The organism is Variovorax boronicumulans, from assembly GCF_040544675.1.
GTDB lineage: Bacteria > Pseudomonadota > Gammaproteobacteria > Burkholderiales > Burkholderiaceae_C > Variovorax > Variovorax boronicumulans_D.
In genome coordinates, this window is sequence record NZ_JBEPKK010000010.1 from 217,878 (window position 1) to 232,947 (window position 15,070).

13 protein-coding genes are annotated in these 15,070 nt (G+C 67.1%); 5 read left to right on the forward strand and 8 right to left on the reverse strand.

Features of this window, described 5'->3' with window-relative positions; translation table 11 throughout:
* Positions 1–3 precede the first annotated feature (3 nt).
* The 3 genes from ABIC90_RS18845 to ABIC90_RS18855 are packed head-to-tail and all read right to left on the reverse strand — an operon-like array spanning position 4 to position 3,094.
* The gene (locus tag ABIC90_RS18845) at positions 4–1,062 is read right to left on the reverse strand and encodes an amino acid ABC transporter permease (protein WP_354356654.1); all 1,059 of its coding nucleotides are present in this window, start codon (positions 1,060–1,062) and stop codon (positions 4–6) included.
* On the reverse strand, positions 1,059–2,060 hold the full coding sequence (locus ABIC90_RS18850; protein WP_354356656.1) for an amino acid ABC transporter permease: 1,002 nt from the start codon (positions 2,058–2,060) through the stop codon (positions 1,059–1,061). Before ABIC90_RS18850 ends, ABIC90_RS18845 begins: the two co-directional genes overlap by 4 nt.
* The gene (locus ABIC90_RS18855; RefSeq protein WP_354356658.1) at positions 2,057–3,094 is read right to left on the reverse strand and encodes an amino acid ABC transporter substrate-binding protein; all 1,038 of its coding nucleotides are present in this window, start codon (positions 3,092–3,094) and stop codon (positions 2,057–2,059) included. The genes ABIC90_RS18850 and ABIC90_RS18855 overlap by 4 nt, the downstream gene beginning before the upstream one ends.
* A 155-nt stretch (positions 3,095–3,249) precedes the next feature.
* Between ABIC90_RS18855 and ABIC90_RS18860 the strand changes: the two genes are divergently transcribed.
* Positions 3,250–3,639 (forward strand): DoxX family protein, encoded by a 390-nt coding sequence (locus ABIC90_RS18860; RefSeq protein ID WP_354356660.1) that lies wholly within the window; start codon positions 3,250–3,252, stop codon positions 3,637–3,639.
* Between the two features lie 14 nt (positions 3,640–3,653).
* Here ABIC90_RS18860 and def read toward each other — a convergent pair whose 3' ends face one another.
* From def to smc, 5 genes are all read right to left on the reverse strand, one after another.
* Entirely contained in the window at positions 3,654–4,193 is a 540-nt protein-coding gene (gene def, locus ABIC90_RS18865; RefSeq protein ID WP_354356662.1) for a peptide deformylase, read from the reverse strand.
* Between the two features lie 43 nt (positions 4,194–4,236).
* Positions 4,237–4,704 (reverse strand): hypothetical protein, encoded by a 468-nt coding sequence (locus ABIC90_RS18870; protein ID WP_354356664.1) that lies wholly within the window; start codon positions 4,702–4,704, stop codon positions 4,237–4,239.
* A 112-nt stretch (positions 4,705–4,816) separates the two neighbouring features.
* Positions 4,817–6,901, reverse strand: coding sequence for an NAD-dependent DNA ligase LigA (ligA, locus tag ABIC90_RS18875; RefSeq protein ID WP_354356666.1), 2,085 nt, complete (start codon positions 6,899–6,901; stop codon positions 4,817–4,819).
* 25 nt (positions 6,902–6,926) lie between these two features.
* Complete coding sequence (locus ABIC90_RS18880; RefSeq protein WP_354356668.1) at positions 6,927–8,027, reverse strand: cell division protein ZipA C-terminal FtsZ-binding domain-containing protein; 1,101 nt, start codon at positions 8,025–8,027, stop codon at positions 6,927–6,929.
* A 14-nt stretch (positions 8,028–8,041) separates the two neighbouring features.
* A complete protein-coding gene (gene smc, locus ABIC90_RS18885; protein WP_354356670.1) occupies positions 8,042–11,557 on the reverse strand; it encodes a chromosome segregation protein SMC in 3,516 nt (1,171 codons plus the stop codon).
* A 113-nt stretch (positions 11,558–11,670) separates the two neighbouring features.
* On the opposite strand from smc, the gene ABIC90_RS18890 reads away from it, so the two are divergent.
* The 4 genes from ABIC90_RS18890 to ABIC90_RS18905 all read left to right on the forward strand — a co-directional run bounded on the left by ABIC90_RS18890 (position 11,671) and on the right by ABIC90_RS18905 (position 14,898).
* Positions 11,671–12,429, forward strand: a complete 759-nt coding sequence (locus ABIC90_RS18890; RefSeq protein ID WP_354356672.1) for a hypothetical protein — start codon at positions 11,671–11,673, stop codon at positions 12,427–12,429.
* Positions 12,430–12,495: 66 nt separating this feature from the next.
* Positions 12,496–12,807: a helix-turn-helix domain-containing protein gene (locus ABIC90_RS18895; protein ID WP_354356674.1), complete on the forward strand. Its 312-nt coding sequence runs from the start codon at positions 12,496–12,498 to the stop codon at positions 12,805–12,807.
* A gap of 26 nt (positions 12,808–12,833) precedes the next feature.
* The gene (locus ABIC90_RS18900) at positions 12,834–14,129 is read left to right on the forward strand and encodes a type II toxin-antitoxin system HipA family toxin (protein ID WP_354356676.1); all 1,296 of its coding nucleotides are present in this window, start codon (positions 12,834–12,836) and stop codon (positions 14,127–14,129) included.
* A 76-nt stretch (positions 14,130–14,205) separates the two neighbouring features.
* A complete protein-coding gene (locus tag ABIC90_RS18905; RefSeq protein ID WP_354356678.1) occupies positions 14,206–14,898 on the forward strand; it encodes a mobilization protein in 693 nt (230 codons plus the stop codon).
* Positions 14,899–15,070: the final 172 nt, after the last annotated feature.

The window sequence follows — 15,070 nt, forward strand, 5'->3', positions numbered from 1 at the left end:
CGCTCAGGTCGGCGCGCTCGCCAGCCTGCGCTCCAGCCACACGCTGTAGCGAGAGAGCCCGAAGCACAGCAGCCAGTAGATCGCGGCAATGAACAGGTAGCCCTCCAGGTAGAACGGCCGCCAGACGGGGTCGCCGCCCAGCGCAAGGCCCAGCGCACCGGTCAGCTCGAACAGGCCGACCACGGTGACCAGCGAGGTGTCTTTCAGCGTGCCGACCACGCTGTTGGTCAGCGCCGGCACCACCAGACGCAGGGCCTGCGGCAGCACGATGTCGCGCTGCACCGGCCAGCGTCCGAAGCCCAGCGCCATCGCCACCTCGGTCTGCCCACGCGGCACCGCCTGCAGGCCGCCGCGGATGATCTCGGCCAGATAAGCGGCAACGAACAGCGTGAGGCCCGCGAGCACGCGCACCAGCACATCGGGCTGCCAACCCGCAGGCCACAGCAGCGGCAGCAGGAACGACGCCATGAACAGCACCGAGATCAGCGGCACCCCGCGCACCAGCTCGATGTAGCTCGCGCTCAGCGTGCGCACCACGGGCCAGCCCGAACGGCGACCCAGGGCGAGCAGCAACGCGAGCGGAAAGGCCAGCGCCAGTCCCACGACCGCCAGGCCGATGGTGAGCGGCAGCCCGCCCCAGCGGCTGGTCGGCACAGGGCTCAGGCCCAGCACGCCGCCGCGCATCAGCAGCACGAACAGCAACAACGCCGCCACCCACAGCGGCAGCAGCCACCAGCGCCAGGTACGCGGCCAGGCGCTCAGCACGGTCACGGCCGACAGCACGACCACCGCGATGGCCGGGCGCCATTGCTCTTCGTAGGGAAAGCGGCCGAACAACATCGGGCGCCACTTCTCGGCCACCACACCCCAGCACGCGCCGTGCTTGACCGCGCGGCAAGCGTCCGCATCGGGCCGGAACACCGCGTGCACCACGGCCCAGTCGACGATGTGAAATCCGATCCAGGCGAGCAGCGCGATCAGCGCCATCGTCGCGAGCGCACGCAAGGGCGAACCCCAGAGTTCGCTGCGCCATGCGATCGGGCCTTGCGCGACGTTCCTCATCGCCACCCCCGCAAGGCGACGCGCGCGTTGTAGCGGTTCATGCCGAAGGAGATCAGGAGCGACAGCATCAGGTAGATCGCCATGATGATCGCGATGCACTCGAAGGCCCGGCCGTTCGAGCCGATGGTGGTGTTGGCGACCGACACCAGTTCCGGATAGCCCACGGCCACGGCGAGCGACGAATTCTTGGTGAGGCTCAGCAACTGGTTGGTGAGCGAAGGCACGATCACCCGCAGCGCCTGCGGCAGGATGACGATGCGCAACTGCTGCACGGGCGACAGGCCCAGCGCCTGCCCCGCCAGCACCTGCCCTTGCGAGACCGACAGAATGCCGGCGCGCACGATCTCCGCGACGAACGAGGCGGAATAGAAGCTCAGGCCTGCGACGATGGTCACGTACTCTGGACTCAGCGCCGCGCCGCCGTTCACGCCGAAGTCGCCGCGCTCCGGCCATTCGAAGTGCGTTGGCCACCAGCCGCCCTCGCCCGCCGCCGGCCAGGGCACGCTGAGCCCGCCCTTGCTGAGCCAAACGCCGGGCAGCAAGCGCACCGGCTCGGTGGGATCGGGCAACAGGTTGGCCATTGCGAAGGCCAGCATCAGCAGTTGCACCAGCAGCGGCACGTTGCGCAGCAGCTCCACATACGCTGTGCAGATGCCGCGCAGCAGCACATGCGGCGCAAGCCGGCCGATGCCGATCAAGGTGCCGAGCACGACCGCGAAAATCGCCGCCGGCACCGCCGCCCGCACCGTGTTGATCAGCCCCGCCAGAAAGGCGCGCCAGAACGGCTGGCTGGCGTCGAAATCGAGCCAGCCCTCGCTGATCGAGAAGCCCGCGGGCTCGGTGAGAAAGTCGAAGCCCGAGCGCACGCCGCGTGCACGAAGCACTTCCAGCGCATGGTGCACCACCCAGAACGCGCCGGCCACGACGGCCAGCACCAGCAGCGCCTGGACCACCCAGGCCAGCCAGGCGCCGCGGCGCGAGGCGCCCTCAGGGCTCATCGCACCGGTGGTGCGTAGATCAGGCCGCCCTTGCTCCAGAGGTTGTTCGAGCCGCGCGGCAGCTTGAGCACCGACTTGGGCCCGACGTTGCGCTCGAACATTTCACCGTAGTTGCCCACGGCCTTGATGGCGCGGAACGACCAGTCTTTGTCGAGGCCCAGGAGCTTGCCGAGGTCTTCGCCCGTACCGACCAGGCGTTGTTGCGCCGGGTCCTTGCTGTTGGCCTTGAGCTCGTCGGCATTGGCCTGCGTGACGCCGAATTCCTCGGCTTCGATGAGCGCGTTGGGCACCCACTTGGCAATGGCGAACCATTCGTCGTCGCCGCGGCGCACCAGCGGCGCAAGCGGCTCCTTGGAGATCAGCTCGGGCAGGATGAGGTAGTCGTCGGGGTTCGGCGCTTCCTTGTTGCGCAGACCCGCCAGCGCCGAGGCGTCGGTGGTGAAGGCCTGGCAGCGGCCCGAGAAGAAGGCCTTGAACGATGCCTCGAAACTCTCGAAGACCACCGTCTTCACCGGAATGTTCAGGCCGCGGAAGTAGTCGGAGACATTCTTCTCGTTGGTGGTGCCCGACTGCGTGCAGATGGTGGCGTTCTTCAGCTGCTTGGCGCTGGTCACCTTGAGCTTCTTGGGCACCAGGAAGCCCTGGCCGTCGTAGTAGGTGATGGTGGTGAAGTTGAAGCCCAGCGAGGCGTCGCGGGTGAGCGTCCAGGTGGTGTTGCGCGCCAAGATGTCGATTTCGCCGGCCTGCAATGCCGAGAAGCGCTGCTGCGAATTGAGGGGCACGAAGTCGACCTTCTTGGCATCGCCGAGCACGGCCGCCGCAATGGCGCGGCAGGTGTCTACATCGAGGCCCGACCAGTTGCCCTGGGTGTCGGGTGCGGAAAAGCCCGCCACGCCGTTGGTCACGCCGCACTTGACGGTGCCGCGCTGCTTGACCGCGTCGAGCGTCTTGCCTGCAAAGGCCGGCGCGGCGGTGGCCAGCGCAACGACGGATGCGGCAGCGAACAGCGCCGGGCGGATTCGGTTCTTCTTCATGGGTGAGTTCTCCTCAAGTCGGTCAACGAAAGGCAGTGTACGGGGCGGCACTGGCCCGCGCCAAAGAAGGGTCGGTTGGATGCTTATGCCCGGTTCGGCGGCAATACCGCAATACCATACGGCCCTTTATCAACTCTCCCGAACAGGAATCAAACATGTTGAAGTCCGACGACACCGGCAAGCTCGTTCTGCGCCTCGCGCTGGGCATCCTCATCCTGCTGCACGGCGTGGCCAAGGTCACCAAGGGCGTCGACGGCATCGGCGGCATGCTCGCGTCGCACGGCTTGCCGGCTTTTCTGGCGTATGCGGTCTATGTCGGCGAAATCCTGGCGCCGGTGCTGCTGATCGTCGGCCTGTTCACGCGGCCGGCGGCGGTGATCGTGGCGATCAACATGCTGGTGGCCATCTGGCTGGTGCACCGCAAAGATCTGGGCGCGATCAACGGCCAGGGCGGCTGGGCGCTGGAACTGCAGGGCATGTTCCTGTTTGCGGCGATTTCCCTGGCCTTCACGGGCGGCGGCCGCTTCGGCCTGAGCAACAAGTAAGACGGGGTTCCGGATCAGTCGTCGTCGGCCGCATCGAGGCCTGGAAACAGGACCTCGGTGTAGCCGAAGCGCGAAAAATCGCGTACCCGCATCGGGTACAGCTTGCCCAGCAAGTGATCGACTTCATGCTGCACCACGCGCGCATGAAAACCGGTGGCCACCCGATCGATGGGGTCGCCGTAAGGATCGAAGCCGGTATAGCGGATGTTGGCAAAGCGCGGCACCACGCCGCGCAGGCCCGGCACCGAAAGGCATCCTTCCCAACCCTCTTCTTCATCCTCGCCGATGGGCGTGATGACGGGATTGAGCAGCACCGTGCGCGGCACCGGCGGTGCGTCGGGATAACGGGGGTTGACGATGTCGGTGCCGAAGATCACCAGTTGCTGATCCACGCCGATCTGCGGTGCCGCGAGGCCGGCGCCGTTGACCGCATGCATGGTCTCGAACATGTCGCGCACCAGGAGGTGCAGTTCGTCGGTATCGAAGGCGGCGACCGGCTGCGCAATGCGCAGCAGCCGGGGGTCGCCCATCTTGAGAATTTCGCGGATGGCCATCGCGCGATTATCGCGACAGGGTCATGACCCCATCACAGACACATCACGGACGGTCGTTCGAGTTTTTCGAGTCGGGCGAAGTCCAGAGCCGCGAGTTGCCGCGCGGTGCCTGCGGGCGGTATTGCGGAAGCGGCGACACGCCCGTGTTGCCCGTGGGCGGCACGATCACGCCACCGCCGGGCGGACGCCCACCGCCGCCCCAACCCGGACGAGGCCCACCCGCGCCCGGACGAACGGCCGGGTAACCGGGACGAACGCCCGGATAACCAGGCCGGCCGCCGTAATAAGGCCGGTTGTAATACGGTCGGCGGCCTTCGTAATAGCCGCCCCCCTGGATGTACACCGGCGCGGGTTGAACCACCACGGGCGACGAGCCGTAGTAAGGATCGCCGTAGCCACCGCTGGAGTAGCCCCCGTCGTAGTACGGGTCGCCCGGAACGCCAACGCAGCCGGTCAGCAGCGCAACGCCACCGAGGGCAATGCTGGCACCAAGAATACGAATTTTCTGCATGAGGGGCTCCTTGTTGGCCTTCAGTTTTCTTTCAACGTCAGGTTGTAGACCCTGTTGACTGCGCTGCGATGAAGCGAGGTAACGGCGGGTAAAGACAAACCGCCGTCACTCCTTATTCCGCAATGCCGCGCTCGAGGATCTCCAGCATACGCGCCTCGTCGATCACGGTCACTCCGATCTCGCGCGCCTTGTCCAGCTTGCTGCCGGCTTCTTCTCCGGCCACGAGGTAATGGGTCTTCTTGCTGACGGAGCCGGCGACCTTTGCACCGGCTGCCTCCAACTTATCTTTTGCCTCGTCGCGGCCCAGCGTAGGAAGGGTACCGGTGATCACGAAGGTCAGGCCCGCCAATGGTTTGGGCGCGCGGGCCGCGGGCTCGCCCTCTTCCCAGGTCAAGCCGCAGGCGCGCAGCTGCTCGACCACCTCGCGGTTGTGCGGCTGGTCGAAGAAGGTGCGCAGGCTTTGTGCCACCACCGGGCCCACGTCGTTCACCTCCAACAGTTGCTCTTCGGTCGCATCCATGATCGCGTCGAGCTTGCCGAAGTGCTTGGCAAGGTCCTTGGCGGTGCTTTCGCCCACATGCCGGATGCCCAGGCCGAACAGAAAGCGCGGCAGCGTGGTTTTCTTGGACGCTTCCAGGGCATCGACCAGGTTCTTTGCCGACTTTTCGGCCATGCGCTCAAGGCCCGCCAGCGTGGTGAACCCAAGCTTGTAAAGATCGGGCAAGGTGCGGATGAGGTTGGCATCCACCAGCTGTTCGACCAGCTTGTCGCCCAGCCCGTCCACGTCGACCGCGCGCCGCGCCGCGAAGTGCAGGATGGCCTCCTTGCGCTGCGCCGCGCAGAACAGACCGCCTGTGCAGCGGTAGTCGACCTCTTCCGCTTCGCGCACCGCCTCGGAGCCGCACACCGGGCATTGGTGCGGCATGGTGAAGACCGGGCCGCGCTCGCCTTCGGGCTTTGCCAGGCTCTCGGGCACCACGCCCACCACCTCGGGGATCACATCGCCAGCGCGCCGCACGATGACGGTGTCGCCCACGCGAACGTCCTTGCGCCGCGCCTCGTCCTCGTTGTGCAGCGTGGCATTGGTCACCGTCACGCCGCCGACGAACACCGGCGCCAGCTTGGCCACGGGCGTGAGCTTGCCGGTGCGGCCGACCTGGATCTCGATGGCCAGCACTTCGGTCAGCTGCTCCTGCGCCGGGTACTTGTGGGCCACGGCCCAGCGCGGCTCGCGCGAGACAAAACCCAGCTGCCGCTGCAGCTCGACGCTGTCGACCTTGTAGACCACGCCGTCGATGTCGTAGGGCAAGGCATCGCGCTGGCGGCCGATGTTTTCATGGAACGCGATCAGCTCGATGGCGCCGGTCGCCCGCGCGGTCTGGGCCGCGACGGGAAAGCCCCATTCGCCGAACTGCTTGAGCCAGTCGAACTGGGTCGGGCAATCAGGGCCGCCTTCGCCGGGGGGCGTGACCTCGCCGAGGCCGTAGGCAAAGAAGCTCAACGGGCGTTCCGCCGCAATCGCCGGATCGAGCTGGCGCACCGCGCCGGCCGCCGCATTGCGCGGGTTGACGAAGACCTTCTCGTTCTTCTGGCCGGCCGCGATCCTGGCGCGCTGGCGCTCGTTGAGGGCGTCGAAGTCGGCGCGCTTCATGTAGACCTCGCCGCGCACCTCGACCACGGGCGGCGCCTTGCCGGCCAGGCGCAGCGGAATCTCGCGCACCGTGCGGATGTTCTGCGTGACCTCTTCGCCCACCTCGCCGTCGCCGCGCGTGGCGGCCTGCACCAGCACGCCGTGCTCGTAGCGCAGGTTCATGGCCAGGCCGTCGAACTTGAGCTCGCACACGTAAGAAACCTGTGGCCCGTCTTCGGCCAGCCCCAGCTCCCTGCGCACGCGCGCGTCGAAGGCGCTGGCGCCGCCGGGCGTGATGTCAGTCTCGGTGCGGATCGACAGCATCGGCACCTTGTGGCGTACCTTGGTGAAGCCGTCGAGCACCTTGCCGCCCACGCGCTGCGTCGGCGAATCGGGCGTGCGCAGCTCGGGGTGCTCGGCTTCCAGAGTCTGCAGGCGCTGGAACAGCTTGTCGTACTCGGCGTCGGGCAGTGCGGGCGCGTCGAGCACGTAATAGAGGTGGGCGTGCTTGTGGAGCTGTTCGCTCAGTGCGGCGGCTTCGCGTGCCGCTTCGTCGCGCGTCGTCATGTGGGTGTCTCCCGAAAAGATCGGATCAGCTGAAGAGCCGGCGTGCCAAGGGTGAACCGGCCGCCAGATCGCGTGCGTCCAGCGTGTCGTAGAGCTGCTCGAGGTCGTTGCCGATGACGTCCATCGTCTCGTCGCGCAGCAGCTGGCCGTCGCTGTCGGTCACCACGCCGTCCATCTCGCGTGCGAGCGTGGCAGCAGCTTCACGCATGCGGCGGAACGGCTCTTCGGAGCGGTCCACCTGCGGTACGTCCAGGCTCAGGCTGAGTTCGCGGATGGCCGATTGCGCGGGGTCGTCGGCCAAAGCGGCCTGCGTGTCGAAGGCCAGCCCGAGGACCGGCGGCAGCCCGGCCTCCCCCGTCGGCAGCACCATGCGCCCCGGGATGATGCCGGCCACGAAACCCAGCCGCGCAGCGTTCTGCTGCACATAGCCCGGGCTCCAGGCCGCATGCAGGGCGCGCAGCACGAAGCCCAGTTGCGCATCGTGCGCGCTGGCGAACTGGTCGAGCTCGCGGGCGCGCGCCACTTCGTCCAGCATTTCGGGGAACTCGGGGGCGCCGTTCACCGCATCGGCAAAAGCCTGCGCCTTCACGACGAACTCGGAGTATTCGATCTCGTTGAGCGCGCCGGTGCGGTTGGCCAGTTGCACGCCGACCTGGAAGGCGCTGTAGCGCTGCCCGGCCACGGGCGGCTCCCACTGGCCGCTGTGTTCGTTCAGGCCTTCGATGGCCACCGGCTTGCTGCCCGCGCGCCGGGTCGGCGGCATGGCCGCGATGGCGGCGTCGCCCGAAGCAAGGCCCTCCAGCGAGACAGGCGCGATCACGTCGATCAGCGGATCGAGCCCGCCGCGGCGCTCGCCGGTGGGCACGGGCACGCCGCTGGGCGCCGGCAGGTCGGGGTCGAACAGCGGCTCGTGGCGGTCGCTGCCGTGCACCTGGTTCGGATCGACGTGCAGCACCGGCTCCTCGCCGTCGCCCGCGGCCATCGAGCGCTCCACGTTGGCCAGCGCGTCGTCCACCGCATCGGGCTGGCGCGGCGCATTGCGGCGGGACATCAGGGTTTCGTAGCCGACGACGGCCGCGAGAACGAGACCGCCAAGAATGGCGAGTGCAAGGGTGAGGTTGCTCATGCGCGCCGCTCGACTTACGCGGCCTCGACCATCGAGGCGGCCGATTCCATGTCGACCGCGACGATCCGCGAAACGCCCTGCTCCTGCATCGTGACGCCGATCAACTGCTCGGCCATTTCCATGGCGATCTTGTTGTGGCTGATGAAGAGGAACTGGGTTTCGCGGCTCATGGCGGTCACGAGTTTGGCATAGCGCTCGGTGTTGGCGTCGTCCAGCGGCGCGTCGACTTCGTCCAGCAGGCAGAAAGGCGCCGGGTTGAGCTGGAAGATCGCAAACACCAACGCAATGGCCGTGAGCGCCTTCTCGCCGCCCGAGAGCAGGTGGATGGTCTGGTTCTTCTTGCCGGGCGGCTGCGCGAGCACCTGCACGCCGGCATCGAGAATCTCGTCGCCCGTCATCACGAGGCGCGCATTGCCGCCGCCGAACAGCTCGGGGAACATGCGGCTGAAGTGCTCGTTGACGATCTTGAAGGTGCCGCCGAGCAGGTCGCGCGTTTCGGCGTCGATCTTGCGGATGGCATCTTCGAGCGTACCGATGGCTTCGTTCAGGTCGGCCGACTGGGCGTCCAGGAAGATCTTGCGCTCGCTAGCAATCGCGAGCTCGTCGAGCGCGGCAAGGTTGACGGCGCCCAGCGCCACCACTTCGCGGTTGAGGCGGTCGATTTCGCTCTGCAAGCCGGTCAGGCGGACCTTGTCGGTCTCGATGGAGAGTGCGATGGCTTCGAGATCGGCGCCGGCGTCGTCCAGCAATTGCTGGTACTGCTCCACACCCAGGCGCGCGGCCTGTTCCTTCAGCTGGAATTCGGTGATGCGCTGTCGCAGCGGTTCGAGCTCGCGTTCGAGCTGCAGGCGGCGCTCGTCGCTCGCGCGCAGCTTGAGCGTGAGGTCGTCGTACTGGCTGCGCGATGCGCCCAGCGAGGTTTCGCGTTCGAGCTTGAGCGACAGCGCATCCTGCAGGCCGGCTTGCGCGGCGGCGTCGGACAGCCGGCCCAGCTCGGCGCGGGCGCGCTCGTCTTCATCGGTCAGCGCCACGATCTGCTGCGCCGCGGTTTCGATGGCGCGGTTGAGCTCGGCGCGCCGGGCTTCGAGCGTGCGCTGCGAGAAGGTGGCTTCCTGCGCCTGGCGTTCGAGGCTGCGGTGTTGCTCGCGGCTGGCATTGAGCGCGCGGCCGGCTTCGATCACGCGCTCGTCGAGCTGGGCGTGGCGCTCCTGGCTGTCGGCCAGTTGCATGTCCAGCTCTTCGAAGCGGCCTTCAGCGGCCATGCGCTTTTCTTGCAGCTCTTCGAGCTGCGCATCGACTTCGCCGAGGTCGCTGGCCAGTTGCTGGCTGCGGGCGCGCATCTGCTCGGCGAGCTGGGTCATGCGCAGGGTTTCGACCTGCAGCTCGTGCGCGCGCGATTGGGTGTCGGCGGCTTCGCGGCGGGCGGTTACCAGGCGCTGGGCGGCGTCGCCGTAAGCGGCTTCGGCGCGGACCAGCGCGGTGCGCGCTTCTTCGTTGATGAGCGTCTGGGCGCGCAGCTGGCGCTCCAGGTTTTCCATTTCCTGCTGGCGAGCCAGGAGGCCGGCCTGCTCGGAATCGGGTGCGTAGAAATTGACGCTGTGCGAGGACACGGCATGGCCGCTTTGCACATAGATCACTTCACCGGGTTGCAGCGCGGCGCGTTGCGCCAGGGCTTCTTCGAAGCTGGCCGCGGTGTAGCAGCCGTGGAGCCAGTCGTTCAGCAGGGCTTGCTGGCCGGCATCGTTCAGGCGCAGCAGGCTCGACAGGCGCGGCAGCGTAGTAGCGCCCTGCGGCACACCGGCCGACGGCGGGCTGTAGAACGCCAGCTTGGCGGGCGGCGCATCGTTGCCGAAGGCGCGGACCATGTCGAGCCGGCTGACTTCGAGGGCGCCCAGGCGCTCGCGAAGGGCGGCTTCGAGCGCGCTCTCCCAACCCTGCTCGATGTGGATGCGGCTCCACAGGCCCTGCAGGCCGTCGAGGCCGTGCTTGGCGAGCCAGGGCGCGAGCTTGCCGTCGGTCTTGACCTTTTCCTGCAGCGCGCGCAGTGCTTCGAGGCGCGCCGAAAACTCGGCGTGGCGTGCACCTTCGGTGTTGACCGTCTGCTGCTTCGCGCGGCGGTCGTCGTCCAGCTGCGGCACGGTTTCCTGCAACTCGTGCAGGCGCGCGTCGGCTTCGGCGGCGGTTTCCTGGGCGGCGGCCAGTTGCTCCTGCATGTCCGCGAGACGTGCCTCGTCGGGCGCCGTCAGCGCATTCTGGTCGGCGCGCAGGCGTTCGCTGCGCTGCGTGAGCTGGCGGCTCTGGTCTTCGATGTTGCGCTGGTCGGCGGCCAGCACCTGGATCTGCTGCTGCACCTGCGACACGGTGGCGCGCTGGGTGTTGGCTTCGTTCTGGGCGCGCTGCACGGCGTCTTCGAGCTCGGGCAGGCGCGCATCGTGTTCTTCGAGCTGCGCGGCCAGCAGCACGGCCTGCTCTTCGGCATCGACGCCCTGCCCGGCCAGCGTTTCGATTTCCACCTCGGCCTCTTCGCGGCGGCGGCCCCACTGGCCCATCTGCTCGCGCAGTTGGACGAGCCGCTGCTCGACGCGCTGGCGGCCTTCGACCACGAAGCGGATCTCGCCTTCGAGCCGCCCGACTTCGGCGCTGGCCTCGTAGAGCTTGCCTTGGGCCTGGTTGACCTGGTCGCCGGCCGCGTAGTGGGCCTGGCGCACGGTTTCCAGTTCGGCTTCGATGCGGCGCAGGTCGGCGGTGCGCGACTCGAGGTCGTTGATCGCCTTTTCCGAATCGGCCTTGATCCTGGCCTGGTCGGCGTCGCTCTCGCTGCGCTTGAGAAACCACAGCTGGTGCTGCTTCTTGGTGGCCTCGCCCTGCAGCATGTTGTAGCGCGCGGCCACCTCGGCCTGCTTCTCGAGCTTTTCGAGGTTCGCGTTGAGCTCGCGCAGGATGTCTTCGACGCGCGTGAGGTTCTCGCGCGTGTCGCCCAGGCGGTTTTCGGTTTCGCGGCGGCGTTCCTTGTACTTGGAGACACCGGCGGCTTCTTCGAGGAACAGGCGCAGTTCCTCGGGCTTGGATTCGATGATCCGGCTGATCGTGCCCTGGCCGATGATGGCGTAGGCGCGCGGGCCGAGGCCGGTGCCAAGGAACACGTCCTGCACGTCGCGGCGGCGCACCGGCTGGTTGTTGATGTAGTAGCTGCTGGTGCCGTCGCGCGTGAGCACGCGCCGCACCGCGATTTCGCCGAACTGGTTCCACTGGCCGCCGGCGCGATGGTCGGCGTTGTCGAACACCAGTTCGACGCTCGAGCGGCTGGCCTGCTTGCGGGTGGTCGTGCCGTTGAAGATCACGTCCTGCATCGACTCGCCGCGCAGCTCCGAGGCGCGCGACTCGCCCAGCACCCATCGCACCGCATCCATGATGTTCGACTTGCCGCACCCGTTCGGTCCGACGACACCGACCAGTTGGCCCGGCAGCAGGAAGTTGGTGGGTTCGGCGAACGACTTGAAGCCCGAAAGCTTGATGGAATTAAGACGCACGACTTGTCGGCCTGCCTCGGTGTAGCGCCAAGGTATTGATTTGTAAGGAAAATTGCACGGGCCCGCAGCTTGCAGCAGGCCGCCGCCCAAGCCGTGGATGATAACGTCAGGGCATGATCGTTTCTCCGGCTTCACCCCTCGCGGCACGACGCGCCTGCCTGTTGGCCGGCGCTGCCTCCCTGCTCGGCCTGGCAGGCTGTTCATCGATCCGGTCGACCGAGCGCGCCGAGCCTTATGCCAACCAGGAATGGCTGCAGTCCGGCGCCAACCGCATCGCGAACCTCTCGCTGCGCGACAACCTGCAGTCCATACGGCGCGTGCAGACCACGCTTTACCGGCGCAACCCCCGCGAATGGCGCAAATCGGCCGCCTCCGCCGACGAAGCTTCGCAGCGCGCCTGGGACGCGGTCATCAAGGGCCCCGAGTTGCCCGAGTTGCGCGGCGCCACCGGTATCGAGGCGATCCGGCTGGCTTTCGAAACCGGGCCGCAGGCCTACCAAGGCGACCGCGTCGCAGCCCTCGTGGTCGGCTGGGCCTCGATGCTCAAGCAGGCCAACGGCGGCACCTGGGAACAGACCATGATCGACGGCGTGGACGCCGAAAACAGCTACCGGGCCGCGCGCAATTTCGAGATATCTCTGTGGCTGATTTCCTCCAAGTCCGGCCCCGACGGCCAGCCCTTGCTGCTGGCCACCGAGATCAGCGAACGTGGCCGCAACCTCGTGGCCGACCGCGAGCTGTCGAAGGTGGTAGCGCGGCTCGACCTGCTGGCCGCGCAGGCCGATGAAAAGTACCGCCGGGCAGCGCTGGATTTCGGCCAGAACTGGGTCCTGGGCGTCGTCATGCCCTTCTTCACGATGCTGCCCAAGTAGCGCTGCCGGCCTCATGGTCTTGGGGAAACATAATTCCTGAAACCACGATTGCGGTACTATATTTCCGTGAACAAACAGGAACTTATCACCGCCCTGGCCGCACGCCGCGATGCCGCAGGCCTCTCGACAGCACAGATCGCGCTGCGCTCGGGCCTCACCGAACGCTCGGTGCGCAATGCCCTCGGCCTGCAAGGCAATCCGCAGTTGTCATCGCTGCTGGCGCTGGTCGATGCGCTCGGGCTCGAATTGCAGCTGGCGCCCAAGGGCTTCGGCCAGAGCACCGGTGCGGACCCTGACTATCGCCCTGTCGCCACCCGCGTGAGCCATGCCATCGCGCAGGCGCCGGCCTCGCCGCCCTATTCGGGCAAACGCCGGTAAATGCAGGGACAACAGCGCGGCACGCCATGAACGTCAAGATCCTGGAGATCTCGCTCGGTACGCGGCCCTTCGGCAAGCTCTTCCAGTACGCCGACCTGTGCCGCTTCGTGGCGGAGCCCGACCTGATCGCCGCGCCGCCGCCGGAAGTGCTTTCGTTGTCGATGGTGGCGAGCGACACCGCCTCGCAGGCCGCACTCTGGAGCGACGTGAAAAACCCGCTGTTCAACGGGCAAGGCGGTGCGCTCCCGCGCTTCTTCCAGAACCTGCTGCCCGAAGGCGTGCTGCGCAGCCACATCGCGCAGTTGCGCGGCTGCCGCGAGAACGACCACTTCGAGCTCCTCGCGGCCTGCGGCGGCGACCTGCCCGGCGCGGTGAGCGCCAAGCCGGTCTCGGTGGACCGCGGCACGCTGCAGCGGCTGATCACCCAGGACCAGGACGCGCTCGAGATGTCGGTGGTCGAGTTGCCGATGCCGCAGGGCATATCGGTCTCGGGCGTGCAGCCCAAGCTCGGCCTGCGCCGCCAGGGCGGGCGTTATGTCGCGCGCACGCGGGCCGGTGCCAGCACCCGGGTGATCGCCAAGCTGCCGGTGGCTGGCCGGCCGCACATGCCGCAGCTGGAAATGCTTTCGCTGCAGATGGCGGGCGCGGCCGGCGTCCAGGTGTGCCACGCCGAACTCGCGCCACTCTCGGCGATCAAGGCCGAGCACAGCTATGCCTTGCCCGACGAGCCCGAATTCCTGGCCGTGACGCGCTTCGACCGCGACGGCGCGCGCCGCATCCATTTTGAAGATTTCGCGCAGGTGCTCGCGGTGGACCCCATGCACAAGTACAGCGCCAGCTATCTCGACATGGCGCTGGCGATGCGCGCGTTTCCATCGCTGGGCGAAGAAGCGGTGCTCGAACTCGTGCGCAGGCTCGTGGTGAACGACCTGCTCGGCAACCCCGACGCCCACCTGAAGAACTTCGGCGTGCTGTACCCCGACGGCATCGCGCCCCGCCTGGCCCCCGCCTACGACATCGTGGCCTACGCCGCATTGCAGGGCGTCGACGGCCACGCCCTGCCCCTGCTGCCCACGACCGGTACCGCGGTCAAAAAGCGCACCGCCATGTTCACACCCGCCAACATGCGCGCCTTCTGCTTCTCCGCGGGGCTGCACGAACCGCTGGTGCGGCGCCTGGTGGCCGACACCGCGCGGCTCGCGCGCAGCAACTGGCCCGAGATGATCGATGCTTCGACGCTGCCAGCGCCGTGGAAGAAGCGGTTGCAGCAGCGCTTGCAGGCACACGCCTTGCTGCAAGGCTTGACCAAGCGCGGCAAATAGATGAACAGAAAAACCCGGCCCCTAGAATGACCCGCCCCTTCTTCACCCCTCAACCCATTCGAGGCAGCAGCAACTCATGAGCTCCATCAATTTCATCGGCGGCGAAAAAGGCGGTGTCGGCAAGTCGGTCACGGCGCGCGTGCTGGCCCAGTACTTCATCGACCGCAGCCGCCCGTTCACCGGCTTCGACACCGACCGTTCGCACAGCTCCTTCACCCGCTTCTACGAAGGTTTTGCGTCGCCGGTCGTGGTCGACAGCTACGAAGGGCTCGACACCGTCGTGAACGGCTTCGAAGCCAACCCGAAGCAAAGCGTGATCGTCGACCTGGCCGCCCAGACGCTGGCGCCGCTGTCGCGCTGGATCAAGGAATCCGACCTGTTCGACGTGTTTGCCGAAATTGGCGTCACGGTCAATTTCTGGCATGTGCTCGACGACGGCAAGGACTCCACCGACTTGCTCGGCTCGCTGATCGACACCTTCGGCAATCGGCCCAACTACATCGTGGTGCAGAACTACGGGCGCGGAAGCGATTTCGGCATGCTGCTGGCGTCGCAGTCGCTGTCCAAGGCCAACGCGAACGGAGCGCGGGTGATTGCGCTGCCGCGTCTGCATGAGGCCAGCATGCGGAAGATCGATGCGCAAAATTCCAGTTTCTGGAAGGCTGTGAATGACCGCGAAGGGCCTCACGCTTTGGGCCTGCTGGAACGGCAGCGTGTGAAGTCCTGGCTGGCTACGTCTTACGCTGCGTTCGATACGCTGCCTCTTTGACTGTTCAGGGCGTTTGCGGGGGGCACCCGATATGCGGTACGGCCTAAGCGGCCCCACTGTGCCGGCCCTTCGGGCTCCCCTGCGGTGCTCGCGTCTCGCGGGGTCTTGCAGAACTCGCCTTCGGCTCAAACAGCTGCAAGCCCTGATCCGCGAAACGCTGCGCTCCTCGGCG